The organism is Labrys monachus, assembly GCF_030814655.1.
In the GTDB taxonomy this organism is placed as follows: Bacteria; Pseudomonadota; Alphaproteobacteria; order Rhizobiales; family Labraceae; genus Labrys; species Labrys monacha.
The window spans coordinates 134,094-156,323 of sequence record NZ_JAUSVK010000001.1 but is presented as its reverse complement, the minus strand read 5'-3'; the positions used below and the strand labels follow the sequence as shown (position 1 = coordinate 156,323).

Below are 22,230 nucleotides of genomic sequence, written 5' to 3'. Positions count from 1 at the left end.
CATAGGATGACGCACAAGCGCCATCGCTTCCGGAAACGGCATCGGCGCCGCCGTGCGAAAAATGACAGGTTTCGACAATAGTTTGCCGGCTCTATGCTTGCCGGCTCTCGATAACTCGGCCGCATAAGGCGCGAGGGACCGTCACAGTTCCATCCCAGGCACGGTCCCGCGACGTCAGGCTCAGCCCGCGGCGATGAGGCGGGCGAGGCGCGGAATGCCTTCGCCGACCGCGCGGTCGTCGGCGAGGGTGAAGCTCAAGCGCAGGGCATTGCGGCCGCTGCCGTCGGCGAAGAAGGCATGGCCCGGCACGAAGGCGACGCGCGCCTCGGCGACGGCGCGCGCCAGGAGTTCGGTCGTATCGATCTCGGGCGGCAGCGTCATCCACACGAACATGCCGCCCTCGGGCCGGCTCCAGGCGACCTCCGCCGGCATGGTGGCGTCGAGGGCTTCGAGCATGCGGTCGCGCCGCGCGCCGTAATGCAGGCGCGCCTTCGCGACCTGGGAGGCGTAGTTCGTCTCGGCCACGCGGTGGATGACGATCTGGTTGATGGACGGGCTGTGCAGGTCCGAGGCCTGCTTGGCCAGCACCAGCTTCTCGATCACCGTGCGCGCCGCGCACACCCAGCCGACGCGCAGACCCGGCGCGAGGATCTTGGAGAAGCTACCGCAATAGATTGTGCGCGCCGCCTCGATGCCTCCGCTACGGGCGCAGTCGAGCGCGAGGATCGAGGGCACCGGCTCGCCGTCATAGCGCAGCGCCTGGTAGGCGGCGTCCTCGATCACGGCGGCGTCGAGGCCGGCCGCGAGGTCGAGCACGTCCTCGCGCTCGGCCCGGCTGAGGGTCTCGCCGGTCGGGTTGGCGAAATCGGGGACGAGATAGGCGAATTTCGCCCTTCCACCCGCCTTCGCCGCGGCGGCGCGATAGGCCTCGGGCGTCATGTTGCCGCCGGCCGGCGTCAGCCGCTCGTAATGCGGCTCATAGGCGTTGAAGGCCTGGAGCGCGCCGAGATAGGTCGGCCAGGTGACCAGCACGGTATCCGCCGGCGAGACGAACAGCTTGCCGAGATAGTCGAGCGCCTGCTGCGAGCCCGAGGTGATGAAGATGTTGCCTTCATCGCAGGGAACGCCCAGGCGTCCCATCTCCGCCGCCAGCCAGCGCCGCAGCGGCAGGTAGCCTTCGCTCACCTGGTATTGCAGCGCCGCATCGGCGCCGGGACCCGAGAGCACGTCGGCATAGGCCTGGCGGAAGGCCTCGTGCGGAAACATCGCGGGGTCCGGAATGCCGCCGGCGAAGGAAATGATGTCGGGCTGGTCCAGCAGCTTGAGGAGTTCGCGGATCTCGGACGCCCTCATCCGCGAGGCGCGGCCGGCGAAGAGCGGGGCGAGTGTCATCGTTCCTCCCAGGGCCACCCCCGGCGGCCCAGAATTATGTCAGCGATGCTGACCTTATTTGAGATCGCCTTCCGGTTCAAGGGCCGGATGCAATGCCGGGAGGTCCCGTCACCGCGCCCGGCTTTATCGCGTGGATGCGGACGGGCAATCACCGATCGCCCTTCCTGGACACACCGATCCTGGAAATATCGAGCGTGCGGGGAAGGAAGAGGTCGATCAGGGATCGACCCTCCATAGCATCTCACCCCCGGCGCCCATCCGCCTCACACCTTCTGCGTCGAGGCCTTGTAGATCTCGTCGATCGAGCGGCCGAGCGCGTCGTTGAATTCGGCGTCGGTCATCCCGTGCTTGAGCTCCTCGGCGAGGGCGCGCGAGAAGCTCGCGATCATGCCGTGGTTATGGGAGAGCTTCTCGCAGGCGTCGGCCCGGCTATAGCCGCCCGACAGCGCGACGACGCGGGCGACCTTCTCATGATCGACCAGCGGCTTGTAGAAATCCGCCACGTCCGGGATGGTCAGCTTGAGCATCACCGTCTCGCCCGCCAGCAGGGCATCGAGATGCCGGACGATCTCGTCGCGCAGCAGCGCTTCGGCGCCCTTCTTGTCCGGTGCCTTGATCGAGACTTCCGGCTCGATGATCGGCATCAGCCCGTGGCCGGAAATCTGCTTGGCCACCTCGAACTGCTGTGCCACCACGGCGGCGATGCCGGCCGGCGACGCCTGGTTGATGACGGAACGCATCTTGGTGCCGAACACCTTCTTCGCCACAGCGCGGACGAGCAACTGGTCGAGATCCGCCATCGGCTTCATCAGCTGCACACCGTCGCTCTCCGAAGCCAGCCCCTTGTCGACCTTGAGGAAGGGAACGACGCCGCGGTCTTCCCACAGGAAGCTCGGCACCGGCTTGCCCTCGGCGTCGCCGTCCATGGTGCGTTCGAACAGGATGGCGCCGAGCACCTTGTCGCCGGTGAAGGCCGGCGCCGTCATGATGCGCACGCGCATCTCGTGCATCAGCTTGTACATCTCGGCTTCGCCATTATAGGCGCTTTCCGGAATCCCGTAGAGGCGCAGGGCCCCCGGCGTCGACCCGCCACTCTGGTCGAGCGCGGCGATGAAGCCGTCCTTGCCGGAAATCTGCGCCATCATCTTGTCATCGGCCATGATCGTCTCCCTTTGCATGAGACCGGTCCGCACGTGAGCGCGCCCAGCCCCGACAAAGCCTTCTAAAGCGTGGAGGCTTGCGATGGAAAGCCCGAAGCGGGCATGAAAGGCGAGCGATCCCCCTTCCGGGGCTCTTTTTGGCGGCGGCGGCGCAGGCAAGACAGCCCTCATCCGCCGAGCCAGGCCTTCGTCTCCGCCAACAGCTCGTCGGACAGCGCGGGATCGTCGGCAATGCGCGAGAGGACCACGGCGCCGACCATGGCGGACCAGCTCGCGATCGCCGCGCGGCGGCGCGCTTCGGGCGTCTCGCCCGGCGCGGTGCGGCTGAAATCCTCGATGCGGCGCTCGATCGCCTGCGTCAGGGTATGGCGCGCCGGCGCCGCGCCGCGCACGGCCTCGGTGCCCAGCGCGGCGAACAGGCAGCCGGCCCCCGGCCGGTCGCGATGCCCGGCGCTCAGATAGCCCTCGGCATAATCGGCAATGCCGACGGCGGGCGCCCCCTCGCCGCCTGGGCAGAGGACATGGGCGAAAGCCTGGGCGATCAGTTCGTCCTTCGAGGCGAAATGCCCGTAGAAGGCGCCGTGCGTCAGGCCGGCCGCCTTCATGATCTGCGCCACCGTCACCCCCTCGAAGCCGCGCTCCCTGAACAGCTGCGCGGCGGCGTCGAGAATGCGCTGCCGGTTCTCGGCCACCTGATCCCGGCTGACTTTCATCATCGTCTCCTTTGCGCGCCGCGGCCGGCATGCCTGCGGCTTGATTCGACGGCGCGCCTGCCCAGGGCTTCCGTCCTGCTTGACATTATACATGACAATGGTCATGAATGCATCAATCATGATAGCCATCATGAATAAAGGAGACAGACAATGACAGGATCCCTTCCCGCCGCGCTCGTCACCGGCGCTTCCACCGGCATCGGCGCCACCTATGCCGAACGCCTCGCCCGCCGCGGCCACGATCTCGTGCTCGTCGCACGGGACCAGGCGCGCCTGGAGATCCTGGCCGCGCGTCTTCGCGCCGAGACCGGCGTGGCCGTCGACGTCATCCGGGCCGACCTCACCGATGCCGCGGACCTTGCCCGCGTCGAGGCGCGCCTGCGCGAGGACGCCCGCATCGGGCTGCTCGTCAACAATGCCGGCGCCGCCGCCCATGGCGGCTTCGCCAATCCGGACATCGAGGCCCTGGACCGGCTGATCCGGCTCAACGTCACCGCCGTGACGCGGCTCACAGGCGCCGTGGTGCCGCGCTTCCTCGCCGAGGGCAAAGGCGCCATCGTCAATATCGCCTCGGTGCTGGCCGTGGTGCCCGAGTTTCCGCTGGGGATCTACAGCGCCACCAAGGCCTATGTGCTCAGCTTCTCGCAGGCGCTGCAGGCGGAACTCGGCCCGCGCGGCATCTACGTCCAGGCCGTGCTGCCCGCCGCTACCCGCACCGAGATCTGGGAGCGCTCGGGCCGCGACGTCAACACGCTGACCGGCGTCATGGATGTCGGCGAGCTGGTCGACGCCGCCTTCGTCGGCTTCGACCGGCGCGAGCTTGTCACCATCCCGCCACTGCCCGACGCCGGCCAGTGGGAGGCCTTCGATGCCGCCCGCCGGGCGATGATGGCGAATTTCGCGCAGGACCACGCGGCGGAACGCTACAGGGCATGACGCGGCCAGGGCGGGAGGCGGGCCGGAGCCCCCCCACCGGTGTGCTGGTCCCCTGACCGGCACGAAACCGCACGGCCTCGCCATTCCGCTCGGCGCGGTCCGGGACAGGCGGGTCGGGGATCCGCCCACCGGTTGCCGGTCCCCCGACCGGCACGGCGGCGCGATCGCCCGGAAAAACGCATTCGCCGTCGCCCTTTATGGCCGGTTGTGCTATGGAGCCGCCCAACAAATGGATCTCCGGCATGACTGCCCTTTCTCTCGACCCGACTTCCCGGCCGCAGCCGGCCGCCCCGCCTGCCCTGCCTTCGGCCCGCAAGCCCTCGCTTGCGGGGCTCGACCGCGCGGGGCTGGCCGAGGCGATGGCGGCCATCGACGTGCCCGCCGGCGAGGTGAGGATGCGCGTCAACCAGCTTCACCACTGGCTCTATGTGCGCGGCGCCGCCTCCTTCGCCGCCATGACCAACGTCTCCAAGCACCTGCGCGCCAGGCTGGAGGAAGCCTATACGCTCGACCGGCCCGAGATCGTCACCGAGCAGGTTTCGGCCGACGGCACGCGCAAATGGCTGATGCGCATGCCGGCCACCGGCCCGCATGATCGCGGCGCCGAGATCGAGACCGTCTACATTCCCGATGAGAGCCGCGGCACGCTCTGCGTCTCCAGCCAGGTCGGCTGCACGCTGACCTGCACCTTCTGCCACACCGGCACGCAGAAGCTGGTGCGCAACCTCACCGCCGCCGAGATCGTGGCGCAGCTCCTGGTGGCGCGCGACCGCCTCGGCGACTGGCCGGACCGGGAGCCGCCGGAAGGCGCGATCGTGCCGCGCGACGGCGGGCGTTTCATCTCGAACGTCGTGCTGATGGGCATGGGCGAGCCGCTCTACAATTACGACAACGTCACCACCGCCCTGAGGGTGATGTCGGACCAGGACGGGCTCTGCCTGTCGCGCCGGCGCATCACCCTGTCGACCTCAGGCGTGGTGCCGATGATCGGGCCGCTGGGCGAAGGCATCAATCCGGCGCTCGCCATCTCGCTGCATGCCACCCGTGACGACCTGCGCGACACGCTGGTGCCGCTGAACAGGAAATATCCCATCGCCGATCTGTTGGAGGCCTGCCGCAACTATGCCGGGCTCTCCAACGCCCGGCGCATCACCTTCGAATATGTCATGCTCAAGGGCGTCAACGACAGCCTCGGCGAAGCCAGGGCGCTGGTGAAGCTGCTCAAGGGCATCCCCGCCAAGATCAACCTGATCCCATTCAATCCCTGGCCCGGCAGCCCGTATGAATGCTCGGACTGGGAGACGATCGAGGCGTTCTCCGACGTGGTGTTCAACGCCGGCTACGCCTCGCCCATCCGCACGCCACGCGGACGCGACATCCTGGCCGCCTGCGGCCAGCTCAAGAGCGAGAGCCAGAAGATGCGGGCGCGCGAGCGCATCGCCCTCGAGGCCGACGCCATGAAGAAGCTGGCGGTGGAGGCCTTCTACGCCCACGGCATCGGCGATGCAGGGGCGGACGAGGCGTGATCCGCTTTCTCGACAGGCTCATTCTCGTCGCCTTCGCCCTGGCGACGGCGGCCGCGACGGCGCTGGTCGTGGCCCTCGTCGGCCTGGTCAACCAGTCCTTCGGCGACGCGTTCGGCGCGCTCGCCCGCCTCCTCGGCCTCACCGCCATTGCCGCCACCTTCGACGGGCGGGCGGAGGACGTCGTCGCCTTCGTCGGCCAGGCCGCGATGACCGGCCTCGCCCTCTGGGTGGGACCGATCATCCTGGTCGGCGTGATCGGCGAGGCTTGGGGCCGGCGAAGCTGGGTCTTCTACGCCGTCGGCATGGCCCTTGCCTTCGCGGCCGCGCCGCTAGCGACGGGCATGGGGCTGATCGGCCTCGCCATCCTCTATCACGCCGCCGCCGGCCTGGCGGCGATCGGCATCGCGGCCGGGAGCGTCTACTGGCTGATCGCCGGGCGAAGCGCCGGGCCTGCAGGGGTGCCCGCCCTGCCGCGGCAGCCGGACGCGCGCAGGACGTAAGGTCGCACGTCCCGCGAATTTCGCGTCCGCAGCCCCACTTAACCATTTCCTCACTGCGGAGCGATATTCTTCTGGAGGTTCCGGTCGAACTTTCGCCGGAATCCCTGTCTTTCGTCGCGGCTATACGGTGCAGCCGACTCCACGGTCGCTGAACGCCGCCGTGTCTGTTCTCTTGTTCCGGATCGATCGAGCCCGCATGATGTCCTCATCCCTTCGCATCGCGCTCATCGCCGTCGCCGTCCTCCTGTCCGGTACGGCCGTGGCGAAACCCCGCAAACCAAAGCCGGCAGCGCCCGCCACGGCCGCGCAGCCGGTTTCCCTCGGCGTGTTCAAGGACTGGCAGGCCTTCGAGAACGGCACGGGCAAGAGCAAGTCCTGCTTCGCGATCACCAGCCCCAAGGACCGCAAGCCCGCCAAGCTCGAACGCGATCCGGCCACGCTGTTCATCACCCGCCGGCCGGGCGAGGGCGTACGCGACGAATTGAGCATGATCACCGGCTTTCCGATGAAGGACGGCGGCGAGGCGACCCTCAAGGTCGGGCGGACCTCCTATGCGCTCTACACCAAGGGGTCCAACGCCTGGATCAAGAACGCCGCCCAGGGCGGCGCCGTCATCGGCGCCATGCGCAAGAGCCGCGACCTGACCTTCGAAGGCGCTTCGAAGCGCGGGCGCGTCACCACCGACCGCTATTCGCTCGCCGGCCTGCCCCAGGCGCTGGACGCCATCACCAAGGGCTGCCCGTAGGCGCCGGAGATTTTCTCGGTCGAAAGGTCTTCAGGCCTTCGGCACGCCGGCAGGCGCCGCGGGGTCGCCCGCCACGCCGGGAGCCTTCTTCAGGAACGCTTCGATGCCGACGAGGCCGGTGTGATGCACCACGAGCGGCAGGCCGAGACGTTCGGCCGCCGCCCTCGCCTTCTCTTCCAGGGCGGCATCGGGGAACTGCACCAGGACCATCACGCGCCGGTAATTGCCGAAATAGACCGGCAGCAATTGCGGATGGCGGTCGAGCCCGAGCCCCTTGATCACAAAGCGGTCGAAATGGCGCACCAGGAAGTCGGTGAGGTAGAAGGTGCCGATCTCCTCGTCCTGCATGGCGTCGAAGGTCTGCGCCCCCGCGAAGAAGGAATAGCAGTGCGGCCCGTCGATCCGCTCGACGCCCTCCTCCTTCAGGACGTCGTCGAGCAGGCCGCCCGTGCCGCAATCGCCGTAGAGGCAGAGGATCTCGTCATAGGCGGCGCGGCCGGCGCGGATCTTGCGCCGCACGCCCTCGGGGATCTTGTGGGGATGGTTGTGCCAGATCGCCGGCAGGCAGGTGATGTCGAGATGGTCCCAGCCATTGGCCTGCTTGACCGCCAGGAATTCGCGCGCCAGCGCGCCGCAGGCGATGACGAGCGTTCTGCGCGGCGAAGCGCCGCTTGCCGAAGAATGGCCCATCGGGTGCCTCCTTGCCTGCCCGGTGCCGATCGCGGCGGATCGGCAGCCGGACATCCATCGTCCCCGGCGAGCCGTTTCGAACGGGCTGTTACGCCGTCTTGGACTGTATCGAACCCTGGCGCTTGCTGATCAGCGTCTTCGCCGTCTCGACCGCGATCGCCGCGTCGCGGCAATAGGCATCGGCGCCCACCGCGTCGGCGAAGGCCTCGTTGAGCGGCGCGCCGCCGACCAGCACGATATAGTCGGAGCGGATGCCCTTTTCCTTCATCGTATCGATCACGACCTTCATATAGGGCATGGTCGTGGTCAGGAGAGCGGACATGCCGAGGATTTCCGGCTGGTGCTTCTCGATCGCCTCGAGATAATTGTCGACGGGGTTGTTGATGCCGAGGTCGATCACCTCGAAGCCGGCGCCTTCCATCATCATGGTGACGAGATTCTTGCCGATGTCGTGGATGTCGCCCTTGACGGTGCCGATCACCATCTTGCCGACCTTGGGGGCGCCCGTCTCGGCCAGGAGCGGGCGCAGCACATGCATGCCGGCCTTCATCGAATTGGCGGACATCAGCACTTCCGGCACGAACAGGATGCCGTCGCGAAAATCGACGCCGACGATGCGCATGCCCTCGACGAGGGCCTTGGTCAGCACTTCATAGGGGGTCCAGCCGCGGCCGAGCAGGATGTTGACGCCGTCGACGATCTCGTCGGCGAGGCCGTCATAGAGATCGTCATGCATCTGTTCGACGAGCTCGTCATCGGAAAGTGTGCTCAGATCGAGATCGCCGTCGGCCATGTCGGGGAATTCCTGCTCTGGGGGAAGCACGCGGATGCTATGGATGTCGCTGATTGCGAGCTAACGCAACAGTCCTGTGAGAGGCTGTCGCACCGGGGACATCGTGTTGTCAAGGAACGACAAGCGCCGTTTTACCGCGCCTTCGCGACGAAGGATTCCCGCGGCAGCAGGAGCCCGGCAGGCCCGCGATCACAGGCTCGTCCGCCGGAGCCCGCTCGACAGGGCGCCGATCACCGAGAGGCCCGCGCCGATCCAGGCGATCAGCGCCGTCTGCCCGTGGGCGACGAGGCCGAACACCACCGCCGCCACCGCCGCGCCCATGGACTGGCCGAGGAGCCGCCCGGTCGACTGCAGCCCGCTCGCCCCGCCGCTGCGCTCGCGCGGCGCGCTGGCGATGATGATGCGATTGTTCGGCGACTGGAACAGGCCGAAGCCGAAGCCGCAGATGGCGAGCCGCCAGCCGATGTCGAAGCTCGACGGCTCGGCGCCCATGGTGGCGACGCAGGCGAGGCCGGCTGCGAGCACCACCAGTCCGGCGCTGCCCAGCCTCTCCGGCGCCAGCCGGTCGGACAGGTGGCCGGCGATCGGCGCCATCAGCGCCGTCATCAGCGGCCAGGGCGTCATCAGGAAGCCGGTGGCTGTCTCCGAGCGGCCCAGCGCCTGCTCGAAATAGAAGGGCAACGCGATATAGGCCATGTTCTGCGCCGCGAAGGAGCAGATCGACGTCGCCATCGACAGAGCGAAGACCGGGCGCCGCAGGAGGTCGACCGGGAGCATCGGCACGGCGAGCCGCCGCTCGCGCCGGACGAAGACGGCGCCGAACACCGCCGCGCCGGCCAGCATCAAAGCGGCCCGGGCATGGCCGTCCGCATCGCTGAAGGCATCGAGCCCGGCGATGAGGAGGCCGAACGTCACCGCATTGAGCACGGCGCTGAGCGCATCGAAGCGGTGGCCGGAGGCCGGCGTCTGCGGCAGGAACCGGGCGGCGATGAACAGAGCGAGGATGCCAAGCGGCACGTTGACGAGGAAGAGCCATTGCCAGGCGGCGACCGCCAGGATCGCCGAGGCGACGCTCGGGCCGGCGGCGGAGGACACCGCGACGACCAGCGCCGTATAGCCGACGCCGACGCCGAGCTTTGCCTTGGGATAGATGTAGCGGACGAGCGCGATGTTCACGCTCATGATGCCGGCTGCGCCGAAGCCCTGCACCACCCGGGCGCAGGCGAGGAAGACGAGGGAATGCGCGTTGGCGCAGGCGAAGGAGGCCGCGGTGAAGACGGCCAGGCCGCACCAGTAGACGCGCTTGTAGCCGAGGATATCGCCGAGCGAGGCCAGCGGCAGCAGCGAGACGGTGACCGCCAGCACATAGGCGGTGACGACCCAGATCGCGTCCGAGGGCGGGATCGCCAGTTCCCTGGCGATCGAGGGCAGCGCCACGTTGACGATCGCCGAATCCAGCACCGCCATGGTGAGAGCGATGGCGATGGTGAGGAAGGCCAGGGCGCGTTGAGGATTGGGCAGGCCATCCGTGGCGGCGGCGTTCATGGGAGACTCGCAACAAACAAGGCCCGGCCAGGCTGGACGCCGGCCGGGTGAAATGAAAAGCGGAAAGAGGCGGCCGGCCCTTGCGGAGCCGGCCACCCTGCATAAACACGTCCCTTATGCGCGCGGCATGCCCGCAGGTGAAGCGCTTATGCCGCGAGGCTGGGTTGACCGCGCCACATTGCCGCTCAGTCCTCGCCCGGTCAGTCCTCGCCCGGTCAATCCTGGCTTTTGCCGCCGACGATGTCGCGCGCGGCCCGGTCGATGATCGTGCGCACGCGCTCGGCCTCGGCCGGGGTCCACGGACCGCGGCGCATGTGCAGGGCATGTTTCAGCGTGCGATAGGCCTCGCGCACCATGTCCGGCGTCGAATGGCCGGCGAAGGCACTGGCGGCGAGGTCCATCCGGGCCATGACGCCGTCCACCGCATCGCGGTTCTGCGCCAGGAACGCCTCGCCTTCGGGGGTGATGGCATAGAGCTTCTTGGTGCCCGAGGAGGCTTCGCCCCGGATGTGGTCCTGCTCCTCCAGCAGGGTCAGCGTCGGGTAGACCGCGCCGGGGCTCGGCGCATAGGCGCCGCCGAACTTCTCCTCGATGGCGCGGATGAGGTCGTAGCCGTGGCGCGGCTTCTCGGCGATCAGCGCGAGGATGACGAGGCGCAGGTCCCCGTGGCCGAAGACGCGGCCGCCGCGCCCGCCGAACCAGCCGCCGCGGCCGAAGAACTCGCCGCCGCCTTCGTCGCCGAAGCCGCCGTCGCGTCCGCGGCGCCCGCCCGGGGCGCAGCCATGTTCGCGTCCCCTGCCCCATCCGCGGAAGCTCTCGCGGTCCCCATGGCCTTCATGATGTCGTCCAAACATTCGATATACCCTTATGTGAGTCTTAAGATGATTCTTAAGATATATCGAAATTCGAATTGCGCAAGTGGTTTTTGCGGGCCTCTTGCGGAACCGTCGCGGATCGCCGGGCCCTGGCGCGCTGCAGCTCTTTCAGCAGGCGGCGACGGCGGGGCTGACCGCAGCCCGGTCCCGGCGTCCCTGCCGGCCTGCCGATCGGCGAGCGAAACCCGGCCCGTGCCTTTTGATCCTCGCCGTCGCCATGGGCGAGCGAGCCGCCGTCCGGCGCCCGATTGCGGACGGCAGGAAAGACCGCCCGCGCGGGAACCGGCGCATACTTCGCCCGCCTCAAGTATAACGGCATCACTGGTCACCGACTACTTAGTGACTGAGCAAGAATACCGCGAGGAAACGGGAGACCTCACCACGGTAACATATTACGTTCCCGCCTGCAGCACCGCACACTTGCCCCGAAATTCCTCGTGATGCTGCCGGTGGGGCGTCCGACATCTCACCTGCTCAGCGCATCCCCGAAGAACTCCGGCGCCTATATTGTCGAACATTAAGGGAGATATGCTTCGGGTATAAAAGTATCACTTGTACGTGAGCCGAAGGGATTACGTCCTCGCGGAGGAACTTCTGCGTCAGACGCTTGTTATCGCAACGGAATGCAATCTCTGGGACGTGAAAGTGCGTGGCTGCATAAGCGGAAGCAATAAGCCGCAGGGTTCATCCCTCGATCGAAGCATCGGGGATTCCAACGAATATCAAGGAGGCCAATCATGATCGATCGCAAGCAAAGCAACTATCCGAAGATGGCATTACTGGCAGGCTGCGTGACGGCGCTTCTTGCAGCCGGTCCCGCCTTTGCGCAGCTCAGCGGCCATGGCCACGGCCATGCCGGCAATGGCGCCGGGGGAGCCGTCGGCGGCCTCGGCAACGCGGTGGGAGGCACGGTGGGGGCCGTGGGCGGCGCGCTCGGCGGCACTCATGTCGGCGTCAACGCCAATGTCGGCGGCCTCGCCGGCGTCAACAGCAACACCTCGCTGAATAGCGGCGGCCTGCATTCCTTCACCAGCGCCCGCGTCGGCGATGCCGCGAATGTCGGGGTCGGGGCCTCCTCGTCCTCCACCGGCGGCACGAATGTCGGGGTCGGAGCCAACGCCCTCGGCAGCAATGGCGTCAATGCCGGCGCCGGGGTCTCTCTGGGCGGCAGCAGCGGCGGCGCCAATGCGGGCGTCGGCGTCAGCGTCGGCTCGATCGGCACCGGCGCGGGCGTCGGTATCGGCGACGGCGGCAATCCCGGAACGCCGGGCACGCCTGGTACGCCCGGGACCCCCGGCACGCCCGGACTTCCCGGCATATCGAGCCAGTTCAGCCAGATGAGCAGCGGCGATCGCGCGCTCATGAAGAAGCGCTGCGTGGCGATCATGAATTCGTCGAACGAGTATGACGACCAGCTCGTCAAGCTCTGCCGGATGCTGGCCTCGCTCTGACCGAACCGCGATAGAGCCGGCGGCGATGTCCTCGCTTCAGGGCGTCGCCGCCGGGCCCCTTGCCCGCTTTCGGCATCGGGAGCCGGTTGCTGCGTTTCGCGGTGCCCTGACGATCCCGGTTCCGCCGACCCGCAAAATGCCTTATTCGGCCGCCTCTTCCACCACGCCCAGCCGCATCCGCTTGGCAAGGGTGGAGCGCGTCTGCGCATAGTTCGGCGCCACCATCGGATAATCCGGCGGGAGGCCCCATTTGGCGCGGTATTCCTCCGGCGTCATGTTGAAGGCAGTGCTCAGATGGCGCTTCAGCGACTTGAAAGGCTTGCCGTCCTCGAGGCAGAAGATGAAATCCGCCGTCACCGACTTCTTGACCGGCACCGCCGGTACCGGCCTTGCGTCGGTGGCATCGACGGGTTCGCCCCTGGCCATGCGGGCCAGGGAAGCATGCACGTCGGCCAGCACCTTCGGCAGGTCCGCCTGTTTCAGCGGGTTGTTGGACACGTAGGCCGCAACGATGTCCGCCGCGAGGCTGATGCTGCTATCCTGCACTGTCAGATCTCCTGTTCGCAATGATGTGAGTGGAAGGCGAGGACCTCGACCTGGCGTCCGGGCTTGCGCCGGAATGGGCCGACATCGGCTCGCGGAGGATCACCGCCTCCCGCAACGGGCCTCACCATCCCGTCGGGAGAAGAACGGCCGGTGGCATCGCTTTGCTGCGCATGGGCGCCCGGAAGCTCGCCGCAGCCCGCACAGGCGGGCGGGAGAGCCGAGGCCATTGCGAGAGGAGCGAAGCCCCGGACCGCGATCGCCGCGAACGCCAAAGCGAGAACCGCGGCCACGATGATATAGAGGCGCGCAGGCGCGGCGATGCCGGCGGAGAGACGCACCTCACTGCCGAGACGGCGGTAACTGTTCCTGATCGTCCGACCGACGCTGCTCATCGTAGGAATCCATCCTCTCGACAAGCCTTTGCCAGATTCGGGATTCAGCCGACAGAAACGAGATGGAACGATTCAGCACGAAATGGAACTAAAGGGAACGAAAACTGTTGCGTCGGCGCAACAATCGATATTTTATTAGCTCCGTTGCAGTATTCCCCGGTCTTCCTCGCTCGGCGCCGGCAGAATCGGCAGGATGATTCTCACCGTCGTGCCCTTCCCCGCCACGCTGTCGATGACGACCTTTCCGCCATGGGCGGTGGCGATACGGGAGACCAGCGACAGGCCCATGCCGGATCCTTCGACGCTCTGGGCGTTGGAGCCGCGGACCGAACGGGCGAGCACGCCCTCGATCTCGCCCGCGGGAATGCCGATGCCTTCGTCGCTGACCGCGATGGTCACCGCTCCCTCCTCCACCGAGCAGGAAAGCACGACCGGCGAGGCGCCGGCCAGGGCGGAGAACTTCGCCGCATTCTCCAGCAGGTTGATGATCGCGATCCCCAGCATCTCCGCATCGGCCATCACGCTCGCGCCCTCCGCCTCCGGCGCGATCACCAGGACGATCTCGGGGCCCCTCAGCAGGTCGCGGCCGCGGGCGGCCGCCGCCGCCGCGATCTGGCGCAGCGATGTCCGGACGAGAGCGGGCTGGAACGAGGGCCCCTGAAGCCGGCTGCGCGTCAGGTTGATCTCCAGGATCTCCACCAGCCGCGCGATGGCACGGCGCACGCGGTCGAGCCGGCTCCGGTTGGCACCGTCATGCGCCGGCAGGCTGAGGCCGACGCTGTCGATGTTGGAGCGGATGGCGGCGAGCGGCGTGCGGTATTGATGCGAGATCACCTCCATGAAGCGGACCTGCTGCTGCTGCGCCTCGAGTTCGGCGCGCAGGGCCTCCTCCGCGACCTTCTTCGCCGCGGCGAGCTGGCGCGTCTTCTCCACCACCATCACATTGGCCCGCTGCTCGGCCGCCTGCGCGGCGATCAGCGCCTGCTTGCTCATGATCCGGTTCATGGCCTCGGCGGCGCGAAGGCGGACGGCGAGCGCCCCGGTCAGCAGCAATGTCTGCACCAGCACGCTGACCGCATAGCTATGGGCGGTCCAGTTCGGCATCGACGCGATGCTGTAGCGTTGCGACAGGGTGATCGCCAGGCCGAGCCACAGGATGGAGAAGGCGGCCGCATGCAGGCGCGTGCCGACCCCTTCTTCGTTCGCGCTGCGGATCGCCTGCACCATCGCGAGCGTGGCGGCGAGAATGATGACGATGCCGCCATAGGGCGCAAAGACGAGTTGCCGGTTCAGGAGGACGAAGGGCACGCCGAGGAGGCCGGTCGCCGCCGCGCCCATGAAGATCCAGTACATCACCGGCGCCCGCCGGCGCGTCTCCAATATGCTGGCGATCATGAGAGCGCCGGAAAAGAGGCCGAACCAGCCGGAGCAGCCGGTGAACAGGTCGTTATATCGGCCGCCCTCCGGAAACAGCAGCATCCGCGACAGGCCGAGATTGCCGAAATAGACCAGCATCGCGCCGACGGAGCTCAGGGCGAGCAGGAGATAGGAGGCCCGCCGGTCGAAATGATAGAAGACGAGCTGGATGGTCACCAGCACGGCCATGCCGCCGAACCAGAAGCCATAGGCCAGGGCCTCGAGCGTGGACTTCAGCGTGTGGCTGTCGGTGGAATAGAGCGAGGAGGACAGATTCAGCGAGGAATTGATGGTTGCGACGCGGATATAGACGAGCTTCGTCTCGCCGGGCGCCGGCTCCAAGGCCACGACATTGTCGAGCCCCGATATGGCGTCCGCCAGCGGCTTGTGGTCCCCCATGGCAAACAGGGCGAAATCCGCGGCGGCGACGCCCGGGCGATAGGGGCCGACATAGACGTCCATGATGTCGACGAAATTGGGCTTGAGGGACAGCAGCGCCGTCTGCAGCCCGACCGAGCCCCGGATGGCGAACCGCACCCATGCGGCACGGCGGGTATAGCCGAGATTCAGCTCCTGCCCGGCGAGCGGCTGGAACTGACGGGTCGCCTGCTCGCCGAGGACATCGGACAGATGCAGCGCGCGGGAGGGATCGATCAGCACCTCCATATGCCCTTGGAGCGACAGCATGCCGGAAAAGCCGGGGGGAATCGTGACCGGCGGCGGAATCCGCAACGCCTCGCCGCCGGCCTGCGCGCTTCCGGCCAGCAGGCATAGGGTCATCGCGACCAGATGCAGGAGGACCATGACATACCGGCCCCACGACATTCCGCCTCCGCGCTCGGCGTCCAAATCAATCCCCCTTGGCGGCGTCCGGACAGGCCCGAAGCGCTATCGCATTTCGGCGCGACCGTCATCCCCTATCGCCGGCCGTCGCTATAGCGCCGGCTGTCGCCAGCGCCGGCTTGACGCATGGTGCTCTCGGCGCGAGGATGCATTCGGCGGCCTGAAGCGCTCCGAGCCGGCTCGGCGATGATCCGAGACCGCACCGCCATCGTAATGCAATCGTCAATGCAATGAAAAATCCATTCCCCCGTCGCGCGATTGATTCACCGTAGTATTTGCACGCATGCCGCCGAAATCCGATCCGCCCCAGCCCCCGCCCCGCTCCGGGCAGCCCACACGCGTCGTCCTCGTGGAGGACGATCACGATCTGAGGCAGGGGCTCGCCGAGTATCTGCGCCTGAGCGGCATCATGGTCGTCGACGTCGCCTCGGCCGCGGCCCTCTACAAGGCTCTCAGGCGGGAGGATTTCGACATCGTCATTCTCGACGTCAACCTGCCCGATATCAGCGGCTTCGAGCTCGCGCGAGACCTGTCGGCCGAACGGCGCACGGGCGTGATCATTCTGACGGCGCGCACCAGCCGGGAGGACAGGATCCAGGGCTATGCCGAGGGGGCCGATCTTTATCTGACCAAGCCGGTCGACGGCGAGGAACTGGTGCTCGCCGTCAGGAATCTCGCCCGGCGCGTGCATCAGGCCGATCCCGCCTCCGAGGAGAGGCCGGCTGTCGAGACCGCCCGCACCCCGCCGGACAAGCCTTGGCGGCTCGAATTGCGCCATTACCGCCTGATCTCGCCGGAGGGCCATGCCATTCCGCTTTCCGGGCGGGAGGTGATGCTGATGGAGCATCTGGCGCATGCCCAGGGTGCCACCGTCGCGCGCTCGACGCTGGCGACCCTGCTCGGCTACGACATACGCAGCCCGGAAAGCCGCGGCCTCGACGCGGTGCTGCGCCGCTTGCGCCACAAGGCGCTCGAAAACGGCAGCGAGTTGCCGCTGCATGCCATCCATTCCGTCGGCATCCGCTTCTCCGGCCCCCTGAGCATCGTCTGAGCTCCCCGGCGCGAAGGGATGCCGCCCCCACGTGAGGCGAGGTGACGCGCGTGCCCGTGTTGCCGCCGGCGGGCGGGTGCGATAAGCGTGCCCGATGTCGACAGGTCCAGTCACGCCGGACGGGGAAGTCTTCGCCACCGAGCGCGACCCCCGCCTGCGTCTGATCATCCCGGCGGTGGTCGCGGTGGCGTTCCTGATGGAACAGCTCGATTCCACCATCATCACCACCGCCATACCCGAGATGGCCAGGAGCCTCGACACGACGCCGCTGCGCATGAACCTGGCGATGACGACCTATGTGCTGACGCTGGCGGTGTTCATCCCCGTCAGCGGCTGGTTCGCCGACCGCTTCGGCGCCCGCCGGATCTTCGCCCTGTCGCTCCTGATCTTCACCGTCAGCTCGGCCTTTTGCGGCCTCGCCGAAAACCTGCCGATGCTGCTGGTGATGCGCGTCATGCAGGGGCTCGGCGGCGCCATGATGACGCCGGTCGGCCGGCTGATCCTGCTGCGCAGCTTCCCGCGCAGCCAGCTCGTCACCGCCATGACCTACATGACGCTGCCGGCGATCGTCGGCCCGGTCATCGGCCCGCTGCTCGGCGGCTTCCTGACGCATTATCTCTCCTGGCGCTGGATCTTCTACGTCAACCTGCCCTTCGGCGCGCTCGGCATCGCCATGGCGCTGCGCTATGTCGGCGACATCTACGGGGACGCCGCCACCCGGTTCGATTTTCCGGGCTTCCTGATGGTGGGCACCGGCGTGGCGCTGCTGCAGTTCGGCATCGAGAATATCGGGCGCCCCACCATTCCCGTGCCGATGATCGGCGCCGTCGTCCTGCTCGCCGTGCTGCTCCTGCTGTGGTTCGGCCGCTATGCGCGCCGCGTCGCCGCCCCCGCCGTCGATCTCACGCTGTTCCGCCTGCGCTCCTTCTGGGTCGGCACGCTGGCGGGCGGGGTCTGCCGCATCGGCATGAACGGCGTGCCCTTCGTGCTGCCGCTGATGCTGCAGGTCGGCTTCGGGCTGAGCCCGATCGAATCGGGGTCGCTGACCTTCGTCATGGCGCTCGGTGCCCTGCTGGTGCGGCCGGTGTCCAAGCACATGCTGCGCCTGTTCGGCTTCGACCGCGTGCTGTTCTGGAGCGCGGTGTTCGGCGCGGCGGTCACCGCCGGCTTCGCCTTGATCGGGCCTGACACGCCGCACTGGATCATCATCATCCATGTCGTCGTCTTCGGGCTGGCGCGGGCCTCGCAATTCATGACGTCGAACACGCTTTCCTATGCCGACATGCCCTCCGCCCAGCTCAGCCGGGCCACCAGCCTCGGCGGCGTGCTCCAGCAGCTCAGCGTCAGCTTCGGGGTCTCGGTGGGTGCGATGCTGCTCGGCGTCGTCACCTGGGACGGCTCGCCGCTGACGCCGCAGCGCTTCCATGAAGTCTTCCTGCTGATGGCCGTCATCCCCCTGCTGTCCCTGCCCGGCTTCCTGCGCCTGCGTCCGGAGGACGGCATGGAAGTCAGCCGGCATCGCGGCCGGGCGCTGCGCGGCTAGCGCATTTTCCAGAAAAGTCGATCGGCTTTTCGAAAAAAATGCGCCGAAGGCAGGCGGGGGCAAAACTGCGCCTTTGCTCCGGAGAACGGTTCCTCCGGACGACACCGCCGCCGATCGGGCTGCCACGGCCAGGCGCAGAGTCGGCTCTCTTGATCGAGATCAACGCCAGGCGGGCGTCGCGTCGGCACCGTGCCGCCTGAGTTCTCGCGGACACGGCTGATGAAAGAGCACGATACGGCTTCATTCCTGAAGCCGGCGAGTGCATCTCCTCGGCCGCGCCGCGGCAGCGCTTTTTGGGCCCCCCCTCACAGTCAGAGGCCGATCGTGACGACCATCCAGAGCAACGACGCGAAGCCTTCATGGCGGCATAAGGCCGGGAGGATCCTTCTCATCCTCGTCGTCATACTGGCAGCCGGGGCCGGGGGCGCCTGGTACTGGTGGCACAGCCAGCAGGGCAAGCTGCCCGAGGGGCTCGTGTCGGGGAACGGGCGTATCGAATCCAATCAGGTCGACATCGCCGCGAAGTCGGCGGGCCGGGTCCGGGACGTGCTGGTCCAGGAAGGCGATCTCATTTCGACGGGCCAGGTGCTCGCCCATATCGACACCACGGAGCTGCAGGCGGAGCGCGCCAAATATGTCGCCGACACGGCTTCCCAGGAAGCCTCGATGCTGGAGGCGAAGGCCACCGTCATGCAACGGCAGGCGGAACTGACCCTCAAGGAAGCCAATCTTCGCCGCGCGCTGAATCTCGTCGTCACGGGAGCGGTCAGCCAGGAGAACCGTGACCAGGCGCAGAGCGAACGTGATGCGGCGCGCGCCGTCCTCGAAGCCGCGAAAACGAGCGTGACCGCGCAGGAGCGGTCGGTCGCGGCCGCCCAGGCGCTCGTCGACCAGACCGACGCGCAGATCGCCGATGCCACCCTTGTGGCGCCGGTGCGGGGGCGCATCCTCTATCGCCTCGCCGAGCCCGGCGAAGTCGTTTCGGCGGGCGGCAAGGTCCTCACGGTCGTCGACCTCTCGGAGATCTACATGGAAATCTACCTGCCCTCCCAGCAGGTCATGCGGATACCGATCGGGTCGCAGGCGCGCATCGTGCTGGACGGCGCCGATTTCGCCATTCCCGCCAAGGTGAGCTTCGTATCGCCCGATGCCCAGTTCACGCCCAAGCAGGTCGAAACCCGCAGCGAGCGCGACAAGCTGATGTTCCGGGTCAAGCTACGCCTGCCGCCCAGCCTCGTCGAGCGTCACCTCGAACAGGTGAAGACGGGCACCCGCGGCACCGGCTATGTGCGCCTCGATCCGACCCCGCCCGATTGGCCGGACTTCCTGCAAAAACGCTTCCAGGGCGATCCTCTCGATGCGGGGGATTGACGATGGCGGCTTCCCAGCCCCTGATCGCCCAGATCTCCGGCGCCACGCACGACTATGGCAAGATCCGAGCGCTCGACAATGTATCCCTCGAACTGCCGAGCGGCCGGATGGTCGGCGTCATCGGCCCCGACGGTGCCGGAAAGTCCACGCTTCTCGGCCTGATCGCCGGAGCCCGAAAGCTGCAGGCCGGATCGGTCACGGTGCTCGGCGGCGACATGGCAAAGGCGCGGCATCGCCAGTCCGTCTGTACGCGCATTGCCTATATGCCGCAGGGGCTGGGAAAGAATCTCTATCAGGAGATCAGCGTCAGCGAGAACCTGACCTTCTTCGGAACGCTCTTCGGCCTGTCCGCGTCGGAGCGGGACGCGCGCATCCACCGCCTGGCGGCCGCCACCGGCCTGCTCCCCTTTCTCGACAGGCCTGCCGGAAAGCTGTCGGGCGGCATGAAGCAGAAGCTCGGCCTGTGCTGCGCGCTCATTCACGACCCCGATCTCCTCATTCTCGACGAGCCGACGACGGGGGTCGACCCGCTGTCACGCCGGCAGTTCTGGACGCTCATCGGCGATCTGCGGCACGAGCGGCCGACGATGAGCGTCGTGGTCTCCACCGCCTATATGGATGAGGCGAGCTATTGCGATCAGCTCATCGTCATGGATCACGCCCGCGTGCTCGCCTCCGGTACGGCGGAGGAACTCCGCGCAAGGACCGGCGAACAAGACCTCGAAGCCGTCTTCGTCGCCCTGCAGCCGGGACAGAAATCGCAATCCCGGCGCCTCGTCATTCCCCCCCGCAAGCCGAGCACGGAGGCTCCGGTCATTGTCGCGAGGAATTTGACATTCCGGTTCGGCAGCTTCACCGCCGTCGACCGCGTCAGCTTCACCATCGAGCGCGGAGAAATCTTCGGCTTCCTCGGCTCGAACGGCAGCGGCAAGACCACGACCATGAAGATGCTGACCGGACTTCTGGCGCCCACCGAGGGGGAGGCCGAGGTTTGCGGCAGGCCGGTCGATGCCAGCGACCTGTCGATCCGCCGGCGCGTCGGCTTCATGTCGCAATCCTTCTCGCTCTACGGCGAGCTCACGGTGCGGCAGAACCTTCTTCTTCATGCACGGCTCTTTCATCTGGCCGCGGACCAGGTCAAGGACCGTATCGCCAGCCTCCTGGCCGATGTCGGTCTCGTCGATTATGCCGATGCGCAAGCCAATTCGCTCCCGCTCGGGGTGCGGCAACGTCTTTCCCTGGCCGTGGCGATCGTGCACGACCCCGAGCTGCTGATCCTGGACGAGCCCACCTCGGGGGTCGATCCGCAGGCGCGCGACGAATTCTGGCGCCTGCTGGCCGATCTCTCCCGAAGCCGCAACGTCACGATCTTCGTCTCCACGCATTTCATGGGCGAAGCGATGCGGTGCGACCGCATCTCCCTGATGCATGCGGGCCGCGTCCTCATCTGCGACACCCCGCAAAACGTCATCGCCTCCAAAGGCGGCACCGATCTCGAAGAGGCGTTCATCGCCTATATCGAGGACGCCGAGGCCTCCTCGTCCGCGCCCAAAGCGGCGGCGCCCCCGGCGGAGACCCTGCAGAAAGTCGAAGTATCGTCCGGCCGCTCGACCTTCATGCCCGCGCGCCGCATCCTCGCTTATGCCAAGTGCGAGACGCTGTCGCTGATGCGCGATCCGGTAAGGCTCGCCTTTGCCTTCCTCGGCTCCTTCATCATGCTGCTGATCTTCGGCTACGGCGTTTCCAGCGACGTGACCAATCTCAGCTACGCGGCGTTCGACCACGACAACACGCCGGAGAGCCGGTCCTATCTCGCCAATTTCTCGAGTTCGACATATTTCATCGAAAAGGGGGCGATCCACAGCCTCGATGAAATGGAACAGCGCCTGAAGTCGAACGACATCACGCTCGCCATCGAGATTCCGCCGAATTTCGGCCGCCTCGTGGAGCGCGGCTCCGATTGGCAGGTCTCGGCCCTGATCGACGGCGCCAACACCTCGCGGGCCGCCACCATCGAGGGCTATGTCCAGCAGGCGCACAATCTCTTCTCCGATCAGAGAGACCGGGAGTCCAGCGCTCCGGCGAGCTCCGATCCGACGACCAGCCTCATGGTCCGCTACCGGTACAACCCGACGGCCGAGAGCATCTATTCGATCGGACCGTCCGTGCCGGGCATGCTGCTCATGATGTTTCTCGCCATTCTCATGGCCGTCAGCGTCGCCCGCGAAAAGGAGATCGGCACGATCACGAACTTCTACGCCACGCCCACGACGCGGCTGGAGTTCCTGATCGGCAAGCAGCTGCCCTATGTCGGCGTCGGCATGATCAACTTCCTCCTGATGACCGCGACCGTGCTGTTCCTCTTCGAGGTCCCGCTCAAGGGCGACGGTCTCGCCCTCGCCCTCGGCGCGCTTCTCTACGTGGCGGCGGCCACCGGCTACGGGCTCTTCATCTCGACCTTCACGTCGAGCCAGGTCGCGGCGGTGTTCGCGGGAGCGGTGTTGTCGATGCTGCCGACCATGCAGTTCTCCGGCATGATGCAACCCGTCTCGACCCTGGAGGGCGGTGCGCGCGTGATGGGGTGGCTCTGGCCCACCAGCTACTACGTGCATATGAGCGTCGGCGCCTTCACCAAGGGGCTCGGCTTCAGCGACATGGCGACCGATCTGCTGGCGCTGTCCCTCTTCGGTCCGGCCTTTCTGCTGCTGTCGATGCTTCTTTTGCGCAAACAGGAGAAATAAG

The 22,230-nt window shown here is 67.1% G+C and carries 19 protein-coding genes; 9 read left to right on the top strand and 10 right to left on the bottom strand.

The annotated features are described in order from the left end of the window. Nucleotides 1-180: 180 nt before the first annotated feature. From J3R73_RS00695 to J3R73_RS00685, 3 genes are all read right to left on the bottom strand, one after another. The gene (locus J3R73_RS00695; RefSeq protein ID WP_307421527.1) at nt 181-1,392 is read right to left on the bottom strand and encodes an aminotransferase-like domain-containing protein; all 1,212 of its coding nucleotides are present in this window, start codon (nt 1,390-1,392) and stop codon (nt 181-183) included. A gap of 263 nt (nt 1,393-1,655) precedes the next feature. After that, nucleotides 1,656-2,552 (bottom strand): fructose bisphosphate aldolase, encoded by an 897-nt coding sequence (locus J3R73_RS00690; protein ID WP_307421525.1) that lies wholly within the window; start codon nt 2,550-2,552, stop codon nt 1,656-1,658. 167 nt (nt 2,553-2,719) lie between these two features. Beyond that, nucleotides 2,720-3,265 (bottom strand): TetR/AcrR family transcriptional regulator, encoded by a 546-nt coding sequence (locus J3R73_RS00685; RefSeq protein WP_370880059.1) that lies wholly within the window; start codon nt 3,263-3,265, stop codon nt 2,720-2,722. Between the two features lie 150 nt (nt 3,266-3,415). Between J3R73_RS00685 and J3R73_RS00680 the strand changes: the two genes are divergently transcribed. The 4 genes from J3R73_RS00680 (at nt 3,416) to J3R73_RS00665 (ending at nt 6,972) form a co-directional block, all read left to right on the top strand. Next, nucleotides 3,416-4,201 carry an SDR family NAD(P)-dependent oxidoreductase gene (locus J3R73_RS00680; RefSeq protein ID WP_307421521.1) on the top strand — a complete coding sequence of 262 codons (786 nt, stop codon included), beginning with the start codon at nt 3,416-3,418 and terminating at the stop codon, nt 4,199-4,201. A 242-nt stretch (nt 4,202-4,443) separates the two neighbouring features. Beyond that, nucleotides 4,444-5,727 (top strand): dual-specificity RNA methyltransferase RlmN, encoded by a 1,284-nt coding sequence (rlmN, locus tag J3R73_RS00675; RefSeq protein ID WP_307421519.1) that lies wholly within the window; start codon nt 4,444-4,446, stop codon nt 5,725-5,727. Then, nucleotides 5,724-6,227: a hypothetical protein gene (locus J3R73_RS00670; protein WP_307421517.1), complete on the top strand. Its 504-nt coding sequence runs from the start codon at nt 5,724-5,726 to the stop codon at nt 6,225-6,227. The genes rlmN and J3R73_RS00670 overlap by 4 nt, the downstream gene beginning before the upstream one ends. A gap of 199 nt (nt 6,228-6,426) precedes the next feature. Then, entirely contained in the window at nt 6,427-6,972 is a 546-nt protein-coding gene (locus J3R73_RS00665; RefSeq protein WP_307421515.1) for an invasion associated locus B family protein, read from the top strand. A 30-nt stretch (nt 6,973-7,002) separates the two neighbouring features. Here the strand turns inward: J3R73_RS00665 and J3R73_RS00660 are convergent, their stop codons facing one another. The 4 genes from J3R73_RS00660 to J3R73_RS00645 form a co-directional block, all read right to left on the bottom strand. After that, nucleotides 7,003-7,662 (bottom strand): DUF1638 domain-containing protein, encoded by a 660-nt coding sequence (locus tag J3R73_RS00660; RefSeq protein ID WP_307421514.1) that lies wholly within the window; start codon nt 7,660-7,662, stop codon nt 7,003-7,005. An 88-nt stretch (nt 7,663-7,750) separates the two neighbouring features. Next, nucleotides 7,751-8,455, bottom strand: a complete 705-nt coding sequence (locus J3R73_RS00655; RefSeq protein WP_307421512.1) for a cobalamin B12-binding domain-containing protein — start codon at nt 8,453-8,455, stop codon at nt 7,751-7,753. Between the two features lie 189 nt (nt 8,456-8,644). Then, entirely contained in the window at nt 8,645-10,000 is a 1,356-nt protein-coding gene (locus J3R73_RS00650) for an MFS transporter (RefSeq protein ID WP_307421510.1), read from the bottom strand. A 215-nt stretch (nt 10,001-10,215) separates the two neighbouring features. Further along, nucleotides 10,216-10,854: a PadR family transcriptional regulator gene (locus J3R73_RS00645; protein ID WP_307421508.1), complete on the bottom strand. Its 639-nt coding sequence runs from the start codon at nt 10,852-10,854 to the stop codon at nt 10,216-10,218. A 758-nt stretch (nt 10,855-11,612) separates the two neighbouring features. Between J3R73_RS00645 and J3R73_RS00640 the strand changes: the two genes are divergently transcribed. Then, on the top strand, nt 11,613-12,326 hold the full coding sequence (locus J3R73_RS00640) for a hypothetical protein (protein WP_307421506.1): 714 nt from the start codon (nt 11,613-11,615) through the stop codon (nt 12,324-12,326). 141 nt (nt 12,327-12,467) lie between these two features. On the opposite strand, the gene J3R73_RS00635 is transcribed toward J3R73_RS00640, so the two are convergent. From J3R73_RS00635 to J3R73_RS00625, 3 genes are all read right to left on the bottom strand, one after another. After that, nucleotides 12,468-12,878, bottom strand: coding sequence for a Ros/MucR family transcriptional regulator (locus tag J3R73_RS00635; protein ID WP_370880058.1), 411 nt, complete (start codon nt 12,876-12,878; stop codon nt 12,468-12,470). After that, complete coding sequence (locus J3R73_RS00630; protein ID WP_307421504.1) at nt 12,875-13,264, bottom strand: hypothetical protein; 390 nt, start codon at nt 13,262-13,264, stop codon at nt 12,875-12,877. Before J3R73_RS00630 ends, J3R73_RS00635 begins: the two co-directional genes overlap by 4 nt. Before the next feature lie 135 nt (nt 13,265-13,399). Then, nucleotides 13,400-15,505, bottom strand: coding sequence for a sensor histidine kinase (locus J3R73_RS00625; protein ID WP_307421502.1), 2,106 nt, complete (start codon nt 15,503-15,505; stop codon nt 13,400-13,402). 301 nt (nt 15,506-15,806) lie between these two features. On the opposite strand from J3R73_RS00625, the gene J3R73_RS00620 reads away from it, so the two are divergent. From J3R73_RS00620 to rbbA, 4 genes are all read left to right on the top strand, one after another. Further along, nucleotides 15,807-16,574 (top strand): response regulator transcription factor, encoded by a 768-nt coding sequence (locus tag J3R73_RS00620; RefSeq protein ID WP_307421500.1) that lies wholly within the window; start codon nt 15,807-15,809, stop codon nt 16,572-16,574. Between the two features lie 94 nt (nt 16,575-16,668). Continuing rightward, nucleotides 16,669-18,117: a DHA2 family efflux MFS transporter permease subunit gene (locus J3R73_RS00615; protein WP_307421499.1), complete on the top strand. Its 1,449-nt coding sequence runs from the start codon at nt 16,669-16,671 to the stop codon at nt 18,115-18,117. A 324-nt stretch (nt 18,118-18,441) separates the two neighbouring features. Further along, a complete protein-coding gene (locus J3R73_RS00610; RefSeq protein WP_307421498.1) occupies nt 18,442-19,488 on the top strand; it encodes an HlyD family secretion protein in 1,047 nt (348 codons plus the stop codon). A 2-nt stretch (nt 19,489-19,490) separates the two neighbouring features. After that, nucleotides 19,491-22,229 (top strand): ribosome-associated ATPase/putative transporter RbbA, encoded by a 2,739-nt coding sequence (rbbA, locus tag J3R73_RS00605; RefSeq protein WP_307421497.1) that lies wholly within the window; start codon nt 19,491-19,493, stop codon nt 22,227-22,229. Nucleotide 22,230: the final 1 nt, after the last annotated feature.

Coding starts and splice junctions, on each gene's coding strand:
- J3R73_RS00625 (WP_307421502.1), bottom strand. CDS start 15,505: ATGTCGTGGGGCCGGTATGTCATGGTCCTCCTGCATCTGGTCGCGATG.
- J3R73_RS00645 (WP_307421508.1), bottom strand. CDS start 10,854: ATGTTTGGACGACATCATGAAGGCCATGGGGACCGCGAGAGCTTCCGC.
- J3R73_RS00640 (WP_307421506.1), top strand. CDS start 11,613: ATGATCGATCGCAAGCAAAGCAACTATCCGAAGATGGCATTACTGGCA.
- J3R73_RS00695 (WP_307421527.1), bottom strand. CDS start 1,392: ATGACACTCGCCCCGCTCTTCGCCGGCCGCGCCTCGCGGATGAGGGCG.
- J3R73_RS00655 (WP_307421512.1), bottom strand. CDS start 8,455: ATGGCCGACGGCGATCTCGATCTGAGCACACTTTCCGATGACGAGCTC.
- J3R73_RS00685 (WP_370880059.1), bottom strand. CDS start 3,265: ATGAAAGTCAGCCGGGATCAGGTGGCCGAGAACCGGCAGCGCATTCTC.
- J3R73_RS00680 (WP_307421521.1), top strand. CDS start 3,416: ATGACAGGATCCCTTCCCGCCGCGCTCGTCACCGGCGCTTCCACCGGC.
- J3R73_RS00615 (WP_307421499.1), top strand. CDS start 16,669: ATGTCGACAGGTCCAGTCACGCCGGACGGGGAAGTCTTCGCCACCGAG.
- J3R73_RS00660 (WP_307421514.1), bottom strand. CDS start 7,662: ATGGGCCATTCTTCGGCAAGCGGCGCTTCGCCGCGCAGAACGCTCGTC.
- rbbA (WP_307421497.1), top strand. CDS start 19,491: ATGGCGGCTTCCCAGCCCCTGATCGCCCAGATCTCCGGCGCCACGCAC.
- J3R73_RS00650 (WP_307421510.1), bottom strand. CDS start 10,000: ATGAACGCCGCCGCCACGGATGGCCTGCCCAATCCTCAACGCGCCCTG.
- rlmN (WP_307421519.1), top strand. CDS start 4,444: ATGACTGCCCTTTCTCTCGACCCGACTTCCCGGCCGCAGCCGGCCGCC.
- J3R73_RS00630 (WP_307421504.1), bottom strand. CDS start 13,264: ATGAGCAGCGTCGGTCGGACGATCAGGAACAGTTACCGCCGTCTCGGC.
- J3R73_RS00665 (WP_307421515.1), top strand. CDS start 6,427: ATGTCCTCATCCCTTCGCATCGCGCTCATCGCCGTCGCCGTCCTCCTG.
- J3R73_RS00620 (WP_307421500.1), top strand. CDS start 15,807: ATGCCGCCGAAATCCGATCCGCCCCAGCCCCCGCCCCGCTCCGGGCAG.
- J3R73_RS00690 (WP_307421525.1), bottom strand. CDS start 2,552: ATGGCCGATGACAAGATGATGGCGCAGATTTCCGGCAAGGACGGCTTC.